Annotated in this window: 16 protein-coding genes; 5 read left to right on the top strand and 11 right to left on the bottom strand. The window is 63.7% G+C overall.

The window, feature by feature from the left end; translation table 11 throughout:
• Positions 1-5: 5 nt before the first annotated feature.
• From ACLIMP_RS24530 to ACLIMP_RS24515, 4 genes are all read right to left on the bottom strand, one after another.
• Positions 6-920 carry a hydroxypyruvate isomerase family protein gene (locus ACLIMP_RS24530; protein ID WP_185999234.1) on the bottom strand — a complete coding sequence of 305 codons (915 nt, stop codon included), beginning with the start codon at positions 918-920 and terminating at the stop codon, positions 6-8.
• Entirely contained in the window at positions 917-2,221 is a 1,305-nt protein-coding gene (locus ACLIMP_RS24525; RefSeq protein WP_054438086.1) for an MFS transporter, read from the bottom strand. Before ACLIMP_RS24525 ends, ACLIMP_RS24530 begins: the two co-directional genes overlap by 4 nt.
• A gap of 61 nt (positions 2,222-2,282) precedes the next feature.
• On the bottom strand, positions 2,283-3,323 hold the full coding sequence (locus ACLIMP_RS24520; protein ID WP_443478537.1) for a sugar phosphate isomerase/epimerase family protein: 1,041 nt from the start codon (positions 3,321-3,323) through the stop codon (positions 2,283-2,285).
• Positions 3,324-3,355: 32 nt separating this feature from the next.
• The gene (locus ACLIMP_RS24515) at positions 3,356-3,724 is read right to left on the bottom strand and encodes a c-type cytochrome (RefSeq protein ID WP_443478536.1); all 369 of its coding nucleotides are present in this window, start codon (positions 3,722-3,724) and stop codon (positions 3,356-3,358) included.
• A 108-nt stretch (positions 3,725-3,832) separates the two neighbouring features.
• Between ACLIMP_RS24515 and ACLIMP_RS24510 the strand changes: the two genes are divergently transcribed.
• Positions 3,833-4,984, top strand: coding sequence for a Gfo/Idh/MocA family protein (locus ACLIMP_RS24510; RefSeq protein ID WP_185999236.1), 1,152 nt, complete (start codon positions 3,833-3,835; stop codon positions 4,982-4,984).
• On the opposite strand, the gene ACLIMP_RS24505 is transcribed toward ACLIMP_RS24510, so the two are convergent.
• The 6 genes from ACLIMP_RS24505 to ACLIMP_RS24480 all read right to left on the bottom strand — a co-directional run bounded on the left by ACLIMP_RS24505 (position 4,981) and on the right by ACLIMP_RS24480 (position 11,794).
• The gene (locus ACLIMP_RS24505) at positions 4,981-5,406 is read right to left on the bottom strand and encodes a response regulator (protein ID WP_132469751.1); all 426 of its coding nucleotides are present in this window, start codon (positions 5,404-5,406) and stop codon (positions 4,981-4,983) included. The two genes, ACLIMP_RS24510 and ACLIMP_RS24505, sit on opposite strands and share 4 nt — an antisense overlap.
• A complete protein-coding gene (locus ACLIMP_RS24500; RefSeq protein WP_185999237.1) occupies positions 5,393-6,568 on the bottom strand; it encodes a sensor histidine kinase in 1,176 nt (391 codons plus the stop codon). The genes ACLIMP_RS24505 and ACLIMP_RS24500 overlap by 14 nt, the downstream gene beginning before the upstream one ends.
• Before the next feature lie 30 nt (positions 6,569-6,598).
• Positions 6,599-7,192: a chemotaxis protein CheB gene (locus ACLIMP_RS24495; RefSeq protein WP_185999238.1), complete on the bottom strand. Its 594-nt coding sequence runs from the start codon at positions 7,190-7,192 to the stop codon at positions 6,599-6,601.
• Positions 7,185-8,105, bottom strand: coding sequence for a CheR family methyltransferase (locus tag ACLIMP_RS24490; RefSeq protein WP_292636502.1), 921 nt, complete (start codon positions 8,103-8,105; stop codon positions 7,185-7,187). Before ACLIMP_RS24490 ends, ACLIMP_RS24495 begins: the two co-directional genes overlap by 8 nt.
• Positions 8,102-11,101 (bottom strand): response regulator, encoded by a 3,000-nt coding sequence (locus ACLIMP_RS24485; protein ID WP_443478535.1) that lies wholly within the window; start codon positions 11,099-11,101, stop codon positions 8,102-8,104. Before ACLIMP_RS24485 ends, ACLIMP_RS24490 begins: the two co-directional genes overlap by 4 nt.
• A 213-nt stretch (positions 11,102-11,314) precedes the next feature.
• On the bottom strand, positions 11,315-11,794 hold the full coding sequence (locus tag ACLIMP_RS24480) for a VOC family protein (protein ID WP_221937262.1): 480 nt from the start codon (positions 11,792-11,794) through the stop codon (positions 11,315-11,317).
• 116 nt (positions 11,795-11,910) lie between these two features.
• On the opposite strand from ACLIMP_RS24480, the gene ACLIMP_RS24475 reads away from it, so the two are divergent.
• The 4 genes from ACLIMP_RS24475 to ACLIMP_RS24460 all read left to right on the top strand — a co-directional run bounded on the left by ACLIMP_RS24475 (position 11,911) and on the right by ACLIMP_RS24460 (position 17,261).
• Positions 11,911-13,098, top strand: a complete 1,188-nt coding sequence (locus ACLIMP_RS24475) for a MaoC family dehydratase (protein WP_292636503.1) — start codon at positions 11,911-11,913, stop codon at positions 13,096-13,098.
• Between the two features lie 10 nt (positions 13,099-13,108).
• The gene (locus ACLIMP_RS24470) at positions 13,109-14,830 is read left to right on the top strand and encodes a class I adenylate-forming enzyme family protein (RefSeq protein WP_185999242.1); all 1,722 of its coding nucleotides are present in this window, start codon (positions 13,109-13,111) and stop codon (positions 14,828-14,830) included.
• Positions 14,831-15,242: 412 nt separating this feature from the next.
• The gene (locus ACLIMP_RS24465; protein ID WP_443478534.1) at positions 15,243-16,244 is read left to right on the top strand and encodes a zinc-dependent alcohol dehydrogenase family protein; all 1,002 of its coding nucleotides are present in this window, start codon (positions 15,243-15,245) and stop codon (positions 16,242-16,244) included.
• Positions 16,245-16,349: 105 nt separating this feature from the next.
• Entirely contained in the window at positions 16,350-17,261 is a 912-nt protein-coding gene (locus ACLIMP_RS24460; protein ID WP_185999243.1) for an SDR family NAD(P)-dependent oxidoreductase, read from the top strand.
• A 22-nt stretch (positions 17,262-17,283) separates the two neighbouring features.
• On the opposite strand, the gene ACLIMP_RS24455 is transcribed toward ACLIMP_RS24460, so the two are convergent.
• Entirely contained in the window at positions 17,284-18,219 is a 936-nt protein-coding gene (locus ACLIMP_RS24455) for an alpha/beta hydrolase fold domain-containing protein (protein ID WP_231635904.1), read from the bottom strand.
• Positions 18,220-18,458 lie beyond the last annotated feature (239 nt).

Below are 18,458 nucleotides of genomic sequence, written 5' to 3'. Positions count from 1 at the left end.
CCTGTTTATGGTCTGTCGATGGCCCGATAGGCGGCGATCAGTCGGTCTTCGCCCTCTCGCCCGGCTACGGAGTTGCCATGCTCCATGCCGATCACGCCGGTATAGCTATGGGCGCGCAGCCAGCGCACGATGTTGGCGAAGTTGATTTCGCCGGTTCCGGGTTCCTTGCGGCCGGGATTGTCGCCGAACTGGATATAGCCGATCTCGGCCCAGCAGGCGTCCAGCGTCGGGATCAGGTTCCCGGACTGGATCTGCTCGTGATAGATATCGGCCAGGATCTTGACGCCCGGACTGTCGGCACCGCGCGCGACGGCATAGCCTTGGGCGATGGACTGCATGAAGACGCCGGGATGGTTGGTGCGCGTATTGAGCGGCTCCATCACCAGCGTCAGCCCGTGCGGCGCGACTATGTCTCCGGCGCGGCGCATGCAATCGATGATCCGCCCGGTCTGGATGGCTTCCGGCACCTTGCGGTCCATGAAGCCGGTAACGACCGTCATGTGCCGGGCACCCAGCCGCTTTGCGACCTCTACGGAGGTTCGGATATCGGCCAGGAAGGCGTCCCGGTCGGCATCGTCGTTGCTGCCCAGTACCGGCCGGAAATCGGCCCACTTCGGCATGCTGGCGACGAAGACGCCCATGGTCATCCCGCGCTGCGAAAGCGCGCGGGCCATGGCTTCCTGTTGTTCGACCGGCCGCTTGCGCGCCTCGTTGTCCTCCCAGGCGCGGAAACCCTGGTCGGCTGCGAAGGCGATCTGTTCCAGCAGGCCGCCCCGGCTGGCGAAGCTGCCTTCATGCGGGGCGTAGCCGAGCGAGAAACGGGCGGCGTTCGATCCGCCTGTGCCTGCGGCTGCCGAAATCGCCGGAACTGCCGCCGCGACCAGTCCGGAGGCGATCGCCGTGCGCCTCGTCATCGTCATGCCACGCCCTCCGCGATGCGATCCGTTCGGCGCCCGGCGCGCCGTTCGGCCAGCCAGATGGCGCCGAATACCAGCAGCAGCGCCAGCGGCACGAAAGTCAGCCGGGCGAACGACTGGGACGCTGCGGCATCTTCCACGGCGCGCAGCGCGGCGCCGCTCAACCGTGTGAAGGCTTCCGGCCCGCCCGCAATCTCGACTTTCGCCTGATCGAACATTTCGCCAAGGCGCGGCAGCACGAAGAAGCTGGCCAGCGCGCCGGCCGATCCGACCAGACCCAGCGCCCAGGAGTCGCCGCGCGGATAGCGTTCGGCGACGGACGCCAGCATCGTCGGCCACATGGCGCAAACGCCCAGGCCCCAGACCGTCGAAGCCATGATCGCGGAAACCGGTGACTGGGCCTGCGAAAGCAGGAACAGGCCGATCGCGGCAAGGAGGCTCGACATCCAGAGCAGGCCGGGATTGGACAGGCGGCCCGCGATCCGCCCGGCGAAATGGCGGAACACGAACATCAGCGCGCTGACGTAGACGAGCAGCAGGATGCCCCGCATCCCCACCCGGTTGCTGAGCGCAACGTCGATCCACTGGCCGGGCGCCAGTTCGGAGGAGGCGGTGAGGAACATGGCTCCGAACCAGACGAAGAAGCTGGGACGGCGGACGACTTCCAGCATCATGTCCTTCATCGCCCGGTCGCCGGTTGCCGCAGGAGGATCGGGAAACCGGGTCGTCGCGCCAATCAGGATCACGCCGATGGCAGGCAGATAGACCAGCGCCATGATCGCCTGCCAGGGCATCAGCGGCGCCAGGAACACGCCTGCAAGTCCGCCGACGATCAATCCGCCCGGATACCACGCGTGCAGTACGTTCAGGCGATGGGTCGTGTCTTCGGGATAGAGCCGCGCCGTCAGCGGATTGATCGAGGCTTCGGCAAAGCCCCAGCCGATGCCGCTCAGCAACATGCCCAGCCAGACCAGATGATAGATGGCCATGCCGGTGGCGAACAGGCCCGCGCTTACGATCAGCGAGGTGCCGATCAGGAAGGCCACCCCGCAGCCGATCAGGACGCGGCGGATGCCCACCCTGTCCAGCACGGCGCTGACGACGAACACGGTGATGGAAAAGCCGAGGAAAGCGGAGCCGAGCGCCGCACCGATCATTTCTCCCGCCGCGATCGGCGCGATGGGATCGATCCACTCCCCTTTCAGGCTGCTCGCCACCGCGGCGCGCAGGGATGCGCTCATCGACGCGGTGAAGAGCGCCAGAACGCTCAGCCAGAATAGCCTTTGCCGGTTTATGCCCGTCATGCCCGCTCCTCTTCCCTGTCCCCGTCTGATTTCTGTTATCGGGTTCGTGCTTGCCGCTCCGTCAGGTCAGGCCCAACCAGCGGCGATTGTTGGCGGGGTCTCCGCCTCCTGCGAAATCGTCGAATGCCCGTTCCGGCCTGCGGATCATGTGCGCCTCGATGAAAGGCGCGCCTTCGCGCGCGCCGTCTTCGGGATGCTTGAGGCAGCATTCCCATTCCAGCACGGCCCAGCCTTCGTATCCATACTGGGTCAGGCGCGAGAAAATGCCGGTAAAGTCGACCTGGCCGTCGCCCAGCGAACGGAAGCGGCCGGGGCGATCGACCCAGTCGGCATAGCCCCCGTACACGCCCGCCCGTCCGGTGGGATTGAACTCCGCATCCTTCACATGGAACATCTTGATGCGGTCATGATAGATGTCGATGAACTGGAGGTAGTCCATCGCCTGAAGCACGAAATGGCTCGGGTCGTAGAGAATATTGGCGCGAGGATGATCGCCGACCGCGTCCAGGAACCGCTCGAAGGTCAGGCCGTCGTGCAGGTCTTCGCCGGGATGCAGTTCGTAGCAGAGATCGACACCTTCCGCGTCGAAGGCATCCAGGATCGGCCGCCAGCGTCGGCCCAGTTCCGCGAAGGCTTCCTCCACCAGTCCGGCAGGGCGCTGGGGCCAGGGATAGACGAAGGGCCAGGCCAGCGCCCCGGAAAAGGTCGCATGCGAAGTCAGCCCCAGACGGCGGCTGGCCTTGGCCGCCAGCTTCAGTTGATCCACAGCCCAGGCCTGCCGCTCGGCCGGCCGGCCGCGCAATTCGGCCGGAGCGAAATTGTCGAACGCCGCATCGTAAGCGGGGTGAACGGCCACCAGCTGGCCCTGCAGATGGGTGGACAGTTCCGTGATCTCGACCCCTGTCTCCCGGCAGCGCCCGGTCAGTTCGTCGCAATAATCCTGGCTTTCCGCAGCCAGGACGAGATCCATGCAGCGGGGATCGTTGCTGGGCACCTGAATGCCCTTGTAACCGGCCTCGGCCATCCACCGCGCCGCATTGTCCAAAGTGTCGAAAGGGGCATCGCCCATGAACTGCGCCAGGAAAACCGCCGGACCCCGCATGGGCTTTTGCCTTGCCACTTCAGATTTTCCGATCATTTCAGGGTTTTGAGATAAGCGATGATCGCGGCCCGCTTGGCCGGATCGGGAGTGGCGATCGGCATGCGCGTGCCGGGCACTTTCTTGGTCGGTGCTGTCAGGAAGGCATCGAGGCTTTGATCGTCCCAACGCAGCTTCGAACCCTTGAGTGCGGGCGAGTAGTTGAACCCGGCCACCGATGCCGCAGGTCTGCCCGCAACGCCGTTCAGATTGGGGCCGACGCCGTTCTTGCCGCCTTTGTCCACGCTGTGGCAGGCACGGCATGTGTTGAACGCGGCAGGCACCGACTGCGCCATGCCCGGCGTGGCCGGAATTGCCGCCGCCATGGCGATAGCTGCCAGGCTGAGGTTTGCTGTCATGCGCATCCTCGACTCTCCATCTTATTCTTATTGCCATACGTTTACCGGTAAATCATACCAGATCAAGGCCTGAAATCATGGCCCTGCTACAAGCACGGAAAAGGAGGAGAGGAGATGACGACAAGACCCCTGCGTCTCGCGATGGTCGGAGGCGGCGAAGGTGCTTTCATCGGCGCCATCCACCGGGCCGCCGCCGCACTCGACGGAGACTGGCGGCTTGTGGCCGGTGCGTTCAGCAGCGATGCGGATCGCAACCGCCGCTCCGGCGAAATGCTGGCGATCGCGCCGGACCGTACATATGCCTCGCTCGAAGCAATGCTTCTGGCGGAAGCGGCGCTGCCTGTCGGCGTGCGCGTGGATGCGGTGGCGGTCGTTACGCCCAACCATCTGCACGCCCCCATGGCGATCGCCGCGCTCGATGCGGGCTTCCATGTCTTCTGTGAAAAGCCGATGGCGCTCAATCTGGACGAGGCGCGTCTGATCGCGCAGGCGGCGGCGCGATCGGGTCGCCAGTTTGGCCTCGCCTTCACGTACAGCGGCTATCCCCTGGTCGAAGAGGCGCGTGCCCGCGTGGCGCGCGGCGATTTCGGCAAGATCCGGCTGGTGCAGGTCGAATACTCGCAAGGCTGGCTCAGCCGTCCGGTCGACCGGGAGGGCAACAAGCAGGCGGAATGGCGGACCGATCCCGCACGGGCCGGGCTTGGCGGGTGCCTCGGCGATATCGGCACGCACGCATTCCATCTGGCTGAACATGTTTCGGGGCTGCGGGTGCAGGAACTCTGCGCCGATCTTGCCACCCACGTTCCCGGAAGGCGGCTGGACGACGACGTCAGCGTGCTGTTGCGGCTGGACGGCGGGGCGCGCGGCATACTCAGGGCGACCCAGGTGGCCGCCGGCGACGAGAACGGGCTGAGCCTGCGCATCCATGGGGAACTCGGCGGTCTGGAATGGAACCAGATGGAACCCAATACACTGACCTTGCGCTGGCTGGACCGCCCGGCCGAAACCGTCCGCGCCGCCGGTCCGGGACTGGCGGCTTCAACCCTGCACCGGCTGCGCACCCCCGCAGGACATCCGGAAGGCTATATCGAAGCCTTCGCCAACCTCTATCGCGCCTTCGCCAACCGGATTTCGGACGGGGCCGACGAGCCCGACGGGCCAGACGCGTTCCCTTCGATCGAGGCCGGCTTGCGGACAATGGCCTTCGTAGAGACCGTCATCTCGAACGACGCATCCGATACGAAATGGACGAAACTTGCGACCTAGTTCGGCAGACGGCTGGTCGTGCTCCAGAACGTCACCACGTCGTGCAGGGCCTCGGCATATTTGCGGCCGTTGAAGGGCTTGACCACGTAACAGCTCGCGTGGCGTTCATAGCATTCGCGGATGTCCGTGGGGGATTCCGAAGAAGTGAACATCACCACGGGAATATGGCGCAGCCGATCGTCCGCCTTGACTGCGGCGAGCAGTTCCTTGCCGTCCATCCGGGGCATGTTGATATCCAGCAGGATCAACTGCGGGATCGGCGGGGCCGGCGTGCCCGGCTCGTGACGAAGCAGGTCTAGCGCTTGCAGGCCATCATGGGCGATGGTGAGCGAGCAGGGGGGCTGCGCGGTCGACAGTGCGCGCTGCGTCATTTCCACGTCACCCTCATTGTCTTCCACGATCAGGATCTTAAACGGCTTCATGATTGCGGACCTCCTTGCATGGGAGCGTGAAGTAAAAGGTACTGCCCTGGCCCGGCACCGAGCTGAAATCGATATCGCCGCCGCAAAGCTGGATGAACTTGCGGCACGTGGACAGCCCGATGCCGGTGCCGGGATAATCCTCCTTGCGATGCAGGCGCTGGAAGATGGTGAAGATGCGCGTGCGGAAGTTCTCATCGATGCCGATGCCATTGTCCCTGACCGAGAAACGCCAGAGATTGCCCTGCCTGGCGGCGGCGATGGCGATTTCCGGCGGGTGGCTTCCATTCTGGAACTTGAGGGCATTGCCGATAAGGTTCTGGAGCAGAACCCGGGCGAGCGTGGAACTGGTTTCCACTCTCGGCAGGGATCCATATGTTACGCTGGCGCCGCTCTGCTGGATGGTGTCTTCGAACTCTGACAGGATTTCATCCACGATCGCTTCGAAATCCACGGTCTCCAGAAGAATGTCCTCGCGGCCGACGCGTGAAAACGTCAGGATATCGCTTATCATCTTCTGCATGCGGCGCGCATTGTCGAGAATGAAGTTCAGATACCGCTTGCCGCCTTCATCAAGGGTATGTTCCGAACTGTCGGCCAGCAACCCGGCAAAGGCGTTCATCATGCGCACCGGTTCCTGCATGTCGTGCGAGCAGATATAGGCGAAGCGTTCCAGTTCCTCGTTAGACTGGGACAGGACCGCGTTCAGATGCATGATCTGTTCGCGTTGCACATAAAGGTCGAGGTAGACCTTGACCTTGCTCTTCAGGATATCGGGATTGATCGGCTTGAAAATATAATCGACCGCGCCGATCTCGGCGGCTTTCGAGGCGTACTTGTCCTCCTTGGAGATCGCCGTCACGAAAATGATCGGCACACCCGCCATGCTTTCGTGCTCCTGCATCAGCATGGCGGTTTCGAACCCGTCCATCTCGGGCATCTGCACGTCGAGCAGGACAATCGCAAAATCATGCCGCAGAACCAGCGAAAGCGCCTCGTTGCCCGATGTCGCCTTGAAGATTTCCGCTTCAAGGGGTTTCAGCACCTTCTCTGTGGCCAGTAGGTTCTCCCAGCGGTCGTCAACCAGCAGGATCTTCGGGCGGGCCTCCGCAATGGCAACCGGCCCGGTCTGCTGCGGTGCGCTCTTGAGGATCGCGGTTGTCATGTCGGGCTCCCGTCGTCTTGGTCTTTATTGTTATGAGGGGCTGTTCGTCCGCTGGCCGACAAGCCTGCCGAGCAGCGCGGCGATGTCGGACAAAGGGGTAATGTCGTCCACAGGCCCCGCATCCAGCGCGGCGCGCGGCATGAAGGGGGAGGCGGCTGTCGCCGGGTCCTGAACGATGGTGTGCCCGCCCTTGGAGCGGATATATTGCAAACCGCGCGCGCCGTCCTTGTTGGCGCCCGTGAGCAATACGCCGATCAGGCCCGCTCCGAAGGCATCGGCCGCCGTTTCGAAAAGGGGATCGATCGCCGGACGGCAGTAATTGACCTTCTCGTCGACGGAGAGGCTCAGGCTGCGATCGGATTCGATCAGCAAATGATAGCCGGCGGGAGCCAGATGCACGGTGCCGCGCCGGAAATCCGATTTGTCTTCCGCCTCGATAATGGCAAGCCTGCAGTCCCTTGCCAGGATATCGGCGAGATAGCCTTTCGAACTGGCGTCGATATGCTGGACCACCGCGATGCGCAGGTCGAACTGCTCCGGCAGTGCCGACAGCAGCAGTTTCAGCGCCTGAAGCCCCCCGGCGGACGCGCCCATGACCACAGCTTCGTAACGTGGTTCAGCCATGCGTGACCAGCCCGCGTTTCTTGTAGATCTTCTGGCGCCCGTCCAGGGCCTCATAGAGAGGTTTGACCTCCGAGAAGTTGAGGCTCTCCTTGGAACCGAGGCACAAGTAGGCTCCGTGGCGCAGCGATTTCGTAAACAGCCGCAGAACCTGTTCCTGAAGCGTCTTGTCGAAATATATCAGTACGTTGCGGCAGGTGATCAGGTTCATCTCGCCGAAGATGCCGTCAGTCACCAGGTTATGGTATGAGAAGGTGATCCGGTCGCGGAGGAAGCCCTTCATTCGCACAAAATCGTAGCTCGAACTGTAGTAGTCCGAGAAATCGGCGCGTCCGCCCGATTGTTGGTAATTGGCGGCATAGCCGGCCATGACACGTTCTGGGTAGATACCCTTTTCCGCGATATCGAGGGAGTTCTTGTTGAAGTCCGTGGCGTAAAGGCGGGTGCGTTCGAGATAGCCTTCCTCGTGCAGCAAGATGGCGAGCGAGTAGACCTCCTCGCCGGTGGCGCAGCCCGCGCACCAGATCTTGATGAAGGGAAAGGTCTTGAACACCGGGATCAGACGCTCGCGCATGGCCCGGTAGCATGGCGGATCCCGAAACATCTCCGTGACCGTGACTGACATGTAGCGCAGCAACCGGTCGAAGAAGCCATCGTCATGCAGGACGCGGGCGAGAAGCTCGCTGAAGTTCGCAAGCCCGGCGGAACGCCGCGCCTGATCGAGCCGGCGGCGAAGCGAGGCGTGGGAATAATGCGTGAAGTCATAGCTCCAGCGGCGGCGGATGGCTTCGAGCAGCAGGGAAATCTCGATGGATTCGATATCCTCGCGCGGGACGGGCGCGGATGCGTTTGCCGCGCTACCGGGTTCCGGCGCGGCGTCTGCGGGTGATCCGAAGGGGGCGGCGGCCAGCGTCATGCCGCCTTCTCCTGACGGAACAGCCAGACCCGCAAGAGCGTCAGGAGCCGGTCAATGTCCACGGGCTTCATCATGTAGTCGTTGGCACCGGCTTCCATGCAGCGATCGACTTCTTCGGGCATGGCGCGCGCGGTCAACGCGATGATCGGCAATTGCGCCCACTCGCGATTGCCGCGAATTTCCCGCATGGTCTGATAGCCGTCCATCACGGGCATCATGATGTCCATGATGACGAGTTCGATCTGATCGTTTTCCTTCAGCTTCTCCAGCGCCATTTGCCCATTGTCGGCGATGACCAGGTTGAGGCTGTGCTTCTTCAGCGCTCTCGACAGCGCGAAAGTGTTGCGCATGTCGTCATCGACAAGCAGCACGGTGCGGTTCTTGAGTGACTGGTCGGGATCGTGGTGCATGCGGATCAGGGCCTGCTGGTCGCGCGAGAGGCTTGCCTCGATGCTGTGCAGGAACAGCGTGACCTCATCCAGCAGGCGTTCCGATGAAGAGGCGCCCTTTATCACGATGCTCCCGGTATATCGGGCGAGATTGCGGTTTTCCTCTTCGGTAAGGTCGCGCGCGGTGTGGACGATAACCGGCGGCCGCCCATCTTCGCCAATCACGCCTTCCGCGAGTTTCAGCCATTCGAACCCGGTCATGTCCGGCAGGCTGAGGTCGAGGATCACGCAGTCGAACGCTTGCAGCTTCATCTGTTCGAACGCGCTGGAACCGGTTTCCGCTACGGTGATCTCGATATTCTTTTGGCCCAGCAGACGGCGGATGGCTGTTTGCGTCACGCGGTCGTCCTCGATCAGCAGGACATGCTTGATCTCGGCGCGCAGCATGGCCTCGATCCGGGTGAAGGCGGTGTCGATCTCTTCCTCGGCCACAGGCTTGGCAAGGAAACCCACCGCCCCCTTGCGCATGGGCGTGAACGGCTCGGCGTCGTCTGCGCCGGAAATGATGTGCACCGGGATATGGCGAGTGTTCAGCGCGTGCTTCAACTGGTCGAGGACGTTCAGGCCATCGATATCGGGCAGCCGCAGGTCGAGCAGGATGGCTCTGACGGGATAGTCGGCGGCCAGGATGAGCCCGCTCTTGCCGTCTCCGGCGGCAAGCACCTTGTAACCCCGTTTGCGCGCCGTCTTCATCAGGGTCATGGCGAATTCGGGATCGTCCTCGATGATGAGAAGGACCCGATCTCCCGGTTTCAGCGACTGGCGGTCGTCGTCGAGAAACCGTCTCGCGGGGCCGCGTTCCGTGCCTTCGGGCAGGACGGTCTCGGGTTGTGCGGGTTTCGAGTGCCGGTCAGCCGTGGCCATGGATGTGCCTGCCTCGCCGAGCGGAAGGAACAGGGTGAAGGTCGATCCCTGCCCCTTGATGCTCCGCACGTGGATCTCCCCGCCCAGCACCTGTGCGAATTTGCGGGCGATGGTCAGGCCCAGCCCCGTGCCGCCATAGTGGCGATCGGTGGAGCCATCTTCCTGCTGGAAGGCCTCGAAGATATCCTTGAGCTTGCTCTCGCCGATGCCGATTCCGGTATCCGTCACCGAAAGCCCGATGGTCCGGGCCGGATCGAGATCGGCCCGCTGCAGGGCCACGCCTTTGGCGGCACGTTCCAGGGCCAGTGTGACCGAGCCTTGCTGCGTGAACTTGAACGCGTTGGACAGCAGGTTCTTCATGATCTGTTCGACGCGCTGGGCATCGGTATGGAGGCGTGCGGGCAGGGCGGGGTCGCACGCGATGTGGAAGGCCACGCCCTTGTCCCGCGCGACAGGCTCGAAGCTCTGGCTCAGATGGCTGACGATGGCATCGATGGGCGTGTCTTCGGCAATGATATGGATCTTGCCTGCCTCGACCTTGGACAAATCGAGGATATCGTTGATGAGGTTGAGCAGTTCCAGGCCGCCATTGTGGATGACCCGCGCCTCTTCAACCTGTTCGGCGGTCAGGTTGCCGGTTTCGTTGGCGGCGAGCCCGCGTGAGAGGATCAGCAGGGAATTGAGCGGCGTGCGCAGCTCATGGCTCATGTTGGCGAGGAACTCGGACTTGTATTTCGAGGATTGTTCGACCTCGCGTGCCTTTTCCTCGATCAGTCGCTTGGCTTCCTCCAGATCGCGCGCCTGTGCCCGTATACGCTCGTTCTGCTCTTCCAGCGCCCCTGTCTTTTCCTCAAGCTCCTCGTTGGACGCTTCAATCTCCTCGTTCGAGGCCTTGAGCTCCTCCTGCTGCATCTTGAGCTCTTCCTCGCGCTGTTCGAGCTCGCGCGTGTAAAGCCGCTGCTGTGCCAGCGACCGGGCGCGGCTGCGCTGATAGAGCCATACCGCCAGGACAATGGCGACGTAGGAAATCAGCGTGATGATGCCCATCAGCCATTTGTTGTGACCAAGGCTGGTGGCATCGACCTCCTGCCGCTGCCTCAGCAGGTGCTCTTCCTCAGTGGTCATGATGCTGAGCTGTTCGCGTACCCGCTCCATCAGGTACTTGCCGTGCGCCAGCGTGGCTTCGGCCACTTCCGCAGCGCCGGCCTGCTGGCCGTTCCGGAGGGTGCGCGCCCTTATTGTCGAGGCCAGATAGTCGAGCAGGGCCTGGCTTCGCAGGTCCAGCTCGTCGAGATTGGCCTGTTGGGAGGGATTGTCGGCCGTCAGGTGGCGCAGCAGGGCGAGTTCCTGCCGGATGGAGCGGCGTATCGGCGTGCGGGCGTCATCGAGCGGTGCGTTCCTGGCGTCTCGCAGGGCATCATGGTAGGTCTGGAGGAAGTCGGGATTGCCGGTCAGGAGATAGCCGGGCTGCCCGGTCTCGGCGTTTTCGTAAAGATCCCGCAAGAGTGAGATATGGCGGCGAACCGTATAAGTATGGTCCACCCAGTTTCGCGCGCGACTGAGGGTCGCGTCCTGGCTTACGAACATCAGCGCCGCGAACAGGAAGGCGGCGGTGATCACGCCGATCGCAATGGCCGTGGCATGGCGGGCGAACAGGTTTTCCCTTGGCGGCACAGGCGTCATTCAGGGCTCCCGGATGCTGCGGGCCGCGTTATCGGGAACCGTTGCGGCCGGCTCATATGGAACGGAAAAAATCACAGCCTGCATTCGTGCGGCGTCCGGCTCCTCCCCGGGGCGCCCGCGCTCCGGTAACGAGCCTCCGATGATGGCCCGAAAACACACTTTATTGTCTAACGACGCCTTAGGTTTTGGTACGCAGTCGCCTGAACATGCGCCTCAGTCCGGGTGTCGGGGCTCGGCGAAGTTCAGTTCCAGTGCAACGCCATGCGGGTCCATGAGAAAGATCTGGGCAAGGCCGGGCGTGATGTGATCGGCTTCCGCATACTGGATGCCGGCACCATCAAGCCGGGCCTTCATCGCCGGCCGGTTGCTGCAACGAAGGGCAACGTGATCGATCGCGCCGGTGCTTGCGGTGTCTGCGGCTTTCTCCCGGAAGTGGATCACCGCATTGCCTTCGTCATCGTAGAGCCAGTGGGACCGGTTTCCCATGACGGCCGGCCCGGGCCTGTAGACCAGGCCAAGCGCACGTTCGTAGAATTGAGCCGAACTCTCAGGATCCATGGTCCTGATGTTAACATGGTCGATTCCCGCGATCCCCATCCCCAACTCCTTCCCGCGCGTCATTCCCTGATACGCTTTGGCGGCAAGATTACCGCCGCGAGGCGGGAGCGCCAGACCTCGGGGCGTGCGCGGCATGGATTGTCGTGATCGGTCAAGTCGCGATGGGAAATCGCGGCAATTGTCATCCCGAAGCCTCCCGTTGGACGGCATTCGCCGGCAAGCAGATCGAGCCGGCAATTGGGAGATATGGCGTGAGCGCAAGCGAAACCCCGGTCCGGATGGACATCAGCGACGTAGAGTGGCGCCTTGGGCACAAGGTTGGCGGCGGCGAACTGTGGGAGCCGTGCAACAAGACCGACATTCGCCGCTGGGTCATGGCGATGGACTATGTGAACCCGCTCCACTGGGACCAGCGGTTCGCCGCGCAGACGAAGTTCGGCGATATCATCGCGCCGCAATCGATCTGCGTCGCGCTCGACTATGGCCACGGCAACAACCAGGCCTGCGTCGGCCGGATCGACGGCCAGCACATGATCTTCGGCGGTGAGGAATGGTGGTGGTACGGCACCCATGTCCGCCCCGGAGACCATCTCAGCCATGAGCGCATCTTCACCGGCTACAAGCTGACCGATACCAAGTTTGCCGGGCCCACCCTGTTCCAGCGCGGCGATACGATCCACCGCAACCAGCGCGGCGATCTGATTGCGAAATCCTGCCCCACGGTGATCCGCTATCTGGCGAAGGAAGCCGAAAAGCGCGGCATGTATGCTTCCACCGCCGGTACCCCGCACAAGTGGACGGCAGCCGAACTGGACGAGATCGACAAGATCCGCCGCGACTGGTTCCTCTCGAACCGCGAAGGCAAGTCGCCGCATTTCGAGGAAGTGTCGGTGGGAGACAAGTTGCCCCGCCGCGTGATCGGTCCGCACTCCATCGCCAGCTTCACCACCGAGTATCGCGCCTTCATCTTCAACATCTGGGGCAGTTTCTACTGGCAGGGTGTGGAGGGTGTTCCCGATTGCTGGGTCAATCAGGACATGGGCTGGATAGACGGCTTTTCCTTCGACGAGGAAGGCGCGCTGACCGATCCGCGCCTGCGCGACGGGCTCTACCTCGGCCCATCGCGCGGACATATCGATGATGGCCGCGCCAGCGAGATCGGCATGCACCGCGCTTATGGCTACGGCGCGACGATGGCCGCCTGGAACACCGATTATCTGGCCTTCTGGGCGGGGCATGACGGCATGGTGCGCCACGCCAAGACCGAGTTCCGCGGTCCTGCCTTCGAGGGCGATGTCACGTACATCGAGGGCGAGGTGATCGAGAAGATCGAGAACTCGGAATGGGGCTTCCCGGTGGTTCGCATCGAGGTGCGCATGACCAACCAGGACGGCAAGATCGTGGTCACCGCGGTCAACGAAGTCCAGCTTCCGTACTGAGGGACGGACATTGCCTGTACACGATGCGTCTTCGCACCGCTTTGTCGCTGATCGCTCCGTCTCCATCGCGCGCGGGATTCCGCTGAGCGAGGAGACGGGAATTGGCCCCCTGACGCTTGGCGGCTTCCTTCGGGACGTGACGTCTCGCCATGGAGGCCGCGAAGCGCTGGTCCACCGGCTGGACGACGGTTCGCGGGAGCGGTGGAGCTATTGCGACTTGTGGGATCGTTCCTGCGAGGTGGCCCGATCGCTCATTGCGTCGGGGCTGGGCAAGGGGGAGCGTGTCGGCATCCTCATGACCAACCGCGCGGAGTTCCTCTCGGCGGTGTTCGGTGCGGCACTGGCGGGCGGCGTCGCCACTCCGCTCAGCACATTTTCGACACCCGCCGAACTCGAATACCTGATCGCGCATTCGGCGGTGTCGTGCCTGCTGTTCGAACGGGGCGTGCTGAAGAAGGATTTCCTCGAAATCCTTTGCGATCTCGACCCGCAGATCGGGACGGGCGTTCCGGGAGGCTATGGTTCCAGCCGGTTTCCGTTCCTCAGGGAACTGGTTGTGCTGGGCGGGGAAAGGCGCGGTGCCGTTCGTTCCTGGCGCGAGTTCCTCGAACTGGGGCAGGCGATCGGCGAGGCCAGGCTGGAGGCGCGTTCGCGAAGCGTGGTCCCGGCCGATCCGGGGGCGCTGTTCTTCTCGTCCGGCTCTACCGCGCGGCCGAAGGGCATTCTTTCCGCTCATCAGGGCGTATCGTTGCAGATGTGGCGGATGGGCCGCCAGCAAGGCCTTGGCGACGGGGTGCGCAGCTGGACTGCCAACGGGTTCTTCTGGTCCGGCAACTTTTCGATGATCATCGGCGGAACCCTGTCGATGGGCGGCTCGCTGATCCTTCAGCGCACGTTCCATCCGGTGGAGGCGCTGGACCTTTTCCAGTCGGAGCGGGTGACGTTTCCCTTCGCCTGGCCGCATCAGTGGGAACAGCTTACCGCTGCTCCGAACTGGCAATCGGTGGACCTGTCCTCCGTGACCTTCGTGGACATGGCATGCCCGCTCGCCTCTCATCCGACTGTCACCACCAGCTGGATCGAACCGCGGCACTGCTACGGCAATACCGAGACGTTCACGCTGAGCGCGGCGTTCCCGGCCATGACGACGGCCGATACCGCAGGCGAAAGCCACGGAATTCCGCTGCCGGGGAACCTCCTCAAGATCGTCGATCCGCTGACGGGCCATGCAGTTGCGCTGGGGCAGAACGGGGAGATCGCGGTGAAGGGACCGACGCTGATGCTCGGCTATCTCGGCACGCCGCTGTTCGAGACACTGGACGAGACAGGCTATTTCCGCACGGGGGACGGTGGCAGGCTCGACGAAGAGGGCAGGCTGCACTGGCAGGGCAGGCTCAACGACATCATCAAGACCGGCGGCGCGAACGTCTCTCCGCTGGAGATCGACGAGGCGATCCGCGCGCTTCCGGGCATCAAGATGAGCCAGACGGTCGGGGTGCCGCATGAGACGCTGGGCGAGATCGTGGTCGCCTGCGTGGTTTTCCATGCCGGCGCCGAAGCAGGCGAGGATGTGCTGCGCGAAAAACTGCGCACCGTGCTGGCAAGCTACAAGGTGCCGCGCCGGATCATCGGCCTCGACGAAGCGCAGATGGGCTTGACCGGATCGGCAAAGATCAAGACCTCCGAACTGCGCGCGCTTGCGGCAAACTGGCTGGCGAACGAACCTGGCTGAGGCTGTTCGGCCGGGGCCGTCGCCCGCGCCTGCGAGCCACGGGGAAAGAGGGTTGGCGCGCATCAAGCTGGGTGAAGGCGTGATCGGCTCTGGAACTGACCGGCCGCCCCATTTTTTCCAGACCGGCGACACCTCGAGCCTGAACTGGACAGCTTCGGCGCGGACAATCGCGGGGGCGAAATTCTTGCGGGAAACAGGTGATTGTCGCGATCGGTCAAGTTTGCGAGCGTGCTGCCCGGCACAGGGAACGACTGCGAGCAGTGCCCTGCACCGCAGCCGGGAGAGCTTGGAAAATGACTGGTCGGTTCGGTCCGCAATCTGTGCCTTTGCCCGCAACCGACCTTGGCGAATTCGGCCCGGCCGGAATGACCGAACGCGGCGTTGCATCGAACGCGCAAGGGGCGGATTATCGATGAAAGCGCTGCGTCTACAGGCAGGCCAGGACAGTTTCTCTCTTCTTGATTTGCCATCCCTTTCGGCAGGGCCGGGCGAAATCCGCGTTCGTATCCGTGCCGTATCGCTTAACTTTCGTGACGGGCTGGTGTTCTCGGGCCTGTTTCCCTCGCCGCCCGGCCTGATCCCCCTCTCCGATGGCGCGGGTGAAGTGGTGGAAGTGGGAGAAGGCGTCACCCGGTATGCGGTTGGCGACAGGGTCATCAGCCTGTTCCACCCCAATTGGGGCGATGGCCATATCGACCGCGCCGACCTGGACAATTCGCCGGGAGGCCCGGCCGACGGTTTCGCTTGCGGGGAGGTCGTGCGGCCTGCCTCGCATTTCACGCCGGCGCCGCGAAATCTCTCGTTCGTGGAGGCGGCTTGCCTGCCCTGCGCGGGGGTGACAGCCTGGCGCGCGGTGGTGGCCGACGGCGCCGTGAAGCCCGGCGCCCGCGTGCTCGTTCTGGGAACCGGCGGGGTTTCCCTGTTCGCCCTCCAGTTCGCCAAGGCGGCGGGCGCCACCGTCATCGCCGTCAGTTCGTCGCCTGCTAAACTGGCGCATCTGCGCCGTCTTGGCGCGGATCATGTGATCGGCCGCCATGAAACGCCGCAATGGGCCGAGGCCGCGCTTGAGCTTACAGGAGGGCTCGGCGTGGAACATGTCATCGAAGTGGGCGGTCCGAACACGTTGCCGCAAAGCGTGCGCGCGGCAAGAACGGGCGCCCACATCGCCATCATCGGGGCGACCGCCGGTTTCGAGACGGACTCGATGCCCTTCGCGGCCGTGCAGGCCAAGCGCCTTTGCCTGCAAGCCGTGACCGTCGGCAGTCGCCGCGACCAGATCGACATGGTTCGCTGCATCGAGGCGCATGACCTCCATCCGGTGGTCGACCGTGTCTTCCCGCTTGCGGAATTTGCCGAGGCAATGGCGCACATGCGGTCGGGCTGTCAGGTCGGCAAGGTCTGCCTGGAGATATGAAGCGCAGGACCATGAAGCGCCGGGAGCGCGCCCCCATCGCATATCCCCCCACACACGCAGCATGCACACGCCATGGCCAGCGGGTGAAACAACCTGGAGAAACACATGACTGATCGCCGCTTCGATGGACGGGTCGTCGTCATCACCGGCGGGGCCCGGGGCCTCGGCCGGGCTTATGCCGAGCTGCTCGGCTCGCTGGGGGCGAGAGTCGTCATCAACGACAACGGCAGTGCCTTGTCGGGCAGCGGTTCGGACGCCGGGCCTGCCGAAGAGGCCGCCCGCGCCTTGCGCGATGCCGGATATGAAGCGGTTGCCTGCTCCGACAGTGTAGCGACACCGGAAGGCGGAAAGGCGATCGTCGAGGCGGCGCTGGATGCCTTCGGCCGGATCGACGTCCTGATCCACAACGCCGGGAACAACCGGTTCGCGATGCTGGAGGAGATCAGCTACGAGGATTTCCGCGCGGTGGTGGATGTCCACCTGCTCGGAGCCTTCCACGTCGTGCGCCCGGCGTTCGAACGCATGGTCGGGGACGGCTATGGGCGCATCGTGCTGACGGGCTCGATCGGCGGCCTCTATTCGATGCCCAGCGTGGTGAATTACGCGGTTTCGAAGTCGGGCATGATCGGTCTCAACAACATCGTCGCCATCGAGGGCGCGGCGCGCGGGGTGAAATCGAACATCATCCTTCCCGGAGCCGTGACGCGCATGGCAGAGGGGCTCGACATCTCGCAATATCCGCCCATGGGACCGGACCTCGTTGCGCCCGTGGTCGGCTGGCTCGCGCACGAGAGCTGCTCGGTCACGGGTGAAATGTACGTCTCGATGGGGGGGCGGGTGGCCCGTGCCTTCATCACCGAGACCGAGGGCCTTTACCGGCCCGACTGGACGATCGACACCGTGGCCGAAAGCATCGGCGAAATCCGCGACACGAACCGTCTGTGGACGTTCCATCCCGCAGAAAACGGCTTTTCCGAGCACATGGCGCGCAGTTTCCAGCTCGTGCGGGGCGGGTGACGGGATGCGGTGATCTCCGCGCCTAAGGGGCTGACTTTCGCGTCAGGAAGCCCTGCATCGCGAGCCACGCGGTGAACTCGTCGATGAGGAGCGTGGTCGTCGTGTTCGGCTTGCCGAGGCCGAAACCATGGCTGCCCTGCTGGTAGCCGTGGATTTCGACCGGGCGTTTCGCGGCTTGCCAGGCCTGCGCGATGGGGAAGCCCATCGAGGGGAACAGGGGATCGTCTAGCGCGATGGCATCGAACATCGGGGAGGCATCGGCCGGAACGTCGATCTTTGCCTGCGGGCCATAGATGTAGCCGAAGAATGCGGGACGCTCTCCGGGTTTTGCGGCGAGTACCGTCTGGAGCGAAGTCATCGCTCCGGCCGAAAACCCGATCATGCCCACCCGCGCGCGATCGATGCCCCACTTCGCGGCATTTTCCCGCACCATGGCAAGGGCGGCCAGACCATCCTCGGTCGCCTGCGGGTTGCCTAGCACCGGCGGCCGGCTTGGATCGGGCATGCCCTCCATCATCTTGGCCCAGACGTATTTTCCCGCTTCCTTTTCATCCTTCGGAGTGGGCAGCAACCGATACTTGAGGACGAAGGCGGCGATGCCGCGATCGGCAAGGGCCTGGGCGACATCCCAGCCCTCGTGCGACATCGACAGCGCCATGAACGCGCCGCCGGGCGCCACGATCACGGCCGCGCCGGTGGCCTTGGCCGGATCGGGTAGAACCGGAGTCAAGGTCGGCCGGGTGACGTTGCGGACGGCGTAGTCCTTGCCGAAGTACTTCGCCCACACCTCGCTATCCGCTGAGCCCGGCGTGCGGGCGCCGTAGAGCGGGATGGCACCGGCTTCCTGCGGGGCGCTGGCCGGCGATGGTGCAGGGTAATCGGAAGGCTGCGCATTCGCGGCTGCCGATGCCAGGATGCACGCCATCGCCAGTGTGAGATATCCTGTCCTGCCCGTCATGTTCCAACCTCCCCGTTCGTCATGCTTTGGCACGGGAATGACATGTGCGCAGGGCGGTGGTCAAATACGCAGACCTTGGAACGGCATAGGCATTTTCTATGGCTGGCGGCTCATCTCCGCCCGGCGCGGGATGGCATCCTCAAGGAATTGGCCGGGTGCTCCCGCAAGGGTTTGCGGAAGCACCCGAGGCGGCAAACGCGGCGCCTTGCCCCTACCGTGAGCGGATATCGGGCTGCCGG

Origin of the sequence: Novosphingobium aeonii (assembly GCF_052279045.1) — a bacterium.
Taxonomy (GTDB): domain Bacteria; phylum Pseudomonadota; class Alphaproteobacteria; order Sphingomonadales; family Sphingomonadaceae; genus Novosphingobium.
The sequence above is the reverse complement of the archived record's forward strand: the minus strand, read 5'-3'. Positions and strand labels throughout refer to the sequence as shown.

Excerpts from the sequence above, each read along its gene's own strand:
- ACLIMP_RS24500 (WP_185999237.1), bottom strand. The coding sequence starts at position 6,568 with ATGACAACCGCGATCCTCAAGAGCGCACCGCAGCAGACCGGGCCGGTT.
- ACLIMP_RS24510 (WP_185999236.1), top strand. The coding sequence starts at position 3,833 with ATGACGACAAGACCCCTGCGTCTCGCGATGGTCGGAGGCGGCGAAGGT.
- ACLIMP_RS24465 (WP_443478534.1), top strand. The coding sequence starts at position 15,243 with ATGAAAGCGCTGCGTCTACAGGCAGGCCAGGACAGTTTCTCTCTTCTT.
- ACLIMP_RS24460 (WP_185999243.1), top strand. The coding sequence starts at position 16,350 with ATGACTGATCGCCGCTTCGATGGACGGGTCGTCGTCATCACCGGCGGG.
- ACLIMP_RS24520 (WP_443478537.1), bottom strand. The coding sequence starts at position 3,323 with ATGCGGGGTCCGGCGGTTTTCCTGGCGCAGTTCATGGGCGATGCCCCT.
- ACLIMP_RS24455 (WP_231635904.1), bottom strand. The coding sequence starts at position 18,219 with ATGACGGGCAGGACAGGATATCTCACACTGGCGATGGCGTGCATCCTG.
- ACLIMP_RS24530 (WP_185999234.1), bottom strand. The coding sequence starts at position 920 with ATGACGATGACGAGGCGCACGGCGATCGCCTCCGGACTGGTCGCGGCG.
- ACLIMP_RS24490 (WP_292636502.1), bottom strand. The coding sequence starts at position 8,105 with ATGACGCTGGCCGCCGCCCCCTTCGGATCACCCGCAGACGCCGCGCCG.
- ACLIMP_RS24515 (WP_443478536.1), bottom strand. The coding sequence starts at position 3,724 with ATGCGCATGACAGCAAACCTCAGCCTGGCAGCTATCGCCATGGCGGCG.
- ACLIMP_RS24485 (WP_443478535.1), bottom strand. The coding sequence starts at position 11,101 with ATGACGCCTGTGCCGCCAAGGGAAAACCTGTTCGCCCGCCATGCCACG.
- ACLIMP_RS24525 (WP_054438086.1), bottom strand. The coding sequence starts at position 2,221 with ATGACGGGCATAAACCGGCAAAGGCTATTCTGGCTGAGCGTTCTGGCG.
- ACLIMP_RS24505 (WP_132469751.1), bottom strand. The coding sequence starts at position 5,406 with ATGAAGCCGTTTAAGATCCTGATCGTGGAAGACAATGAGGGTGACGTG.
- ACLIMP_RS24480 (WP_221937262.1), bottom strand. The coding sequence starts at position 11,794 with ATGCCGCGCACGCCCCGAGGTCTGGCGCTCCCGCCTCGCGGCGGTAAT.
- ACLIMP_RS24495 (WP_185999238.1), bottom strand. The coding sequence starts at position 7,192 with ATGGCTGAACCACGTTACGAAGCTGTGGTCATGGGCGCGTCCGCCGGG.